This is a genomic window from Aphanothece stagnina RSMan2012 (genome assembly GCF_046764815.1).
GTDB lineage: Bacteria > Cyanobacteriota > Cyanobacteriia > PCC-6307 > Cyanobiaceae > NIES-981.
In genome coordinates this window covers 1-429 of sequence record NZ_JBKOUC010000113.1, presented here as the reverse complement: position 1 = coordinate 429, position 429 = coordinate 1, and the positions used below count along the sequence as shown (strand labels likewise).

General features: G+C 57.3%; 1 protein-coding gene. It reads left to right on the top strand.

The features are described 5' to 3' along the window. Positions 1–429: hypothetical protein (locus ACLNEE_RS16990; protein WP_412007464.1), on the top strand; the 429-nt coding region annotated here is incomplete at both ends.

Genomic DNA, 429 nt, shown 5'->3' with positions numbered 1-429 from the left:
ACCATCACCGATGGCACCACCCCCCAGACCATAGTCTTAACCGCCGCCCAAATCAGTGCTGGGGTAGTAACCACCCAGGTAGCAGTACCCGCCGAAGGTGCCACCCTGACGGTGAGCGCCTTTGTGACGGATATTGCCGGCAACCAAGGAGCCAATGGTAGTGATAGTGCCGTACTAGATACCACCGCACCGAGTGCCCCAGTTGTAACGATTACGGAAGATGCCAACAATGATGGGTTCATCAATGGTGGGGAATTGAATGGGCTAGTAGATGTATCGGTGGCGCTACCAGGAAATGCCGTAGCCGGGGATAGCCTGACCATCACCGATGGCACCACCCCCCAGACCATAGTCTTAACCGCCGCCCAAATCAGTGCTGGGGTAGTAACCACCCAGGTAGCAGTACCCGCCGAAGGTGCCACCCTGACG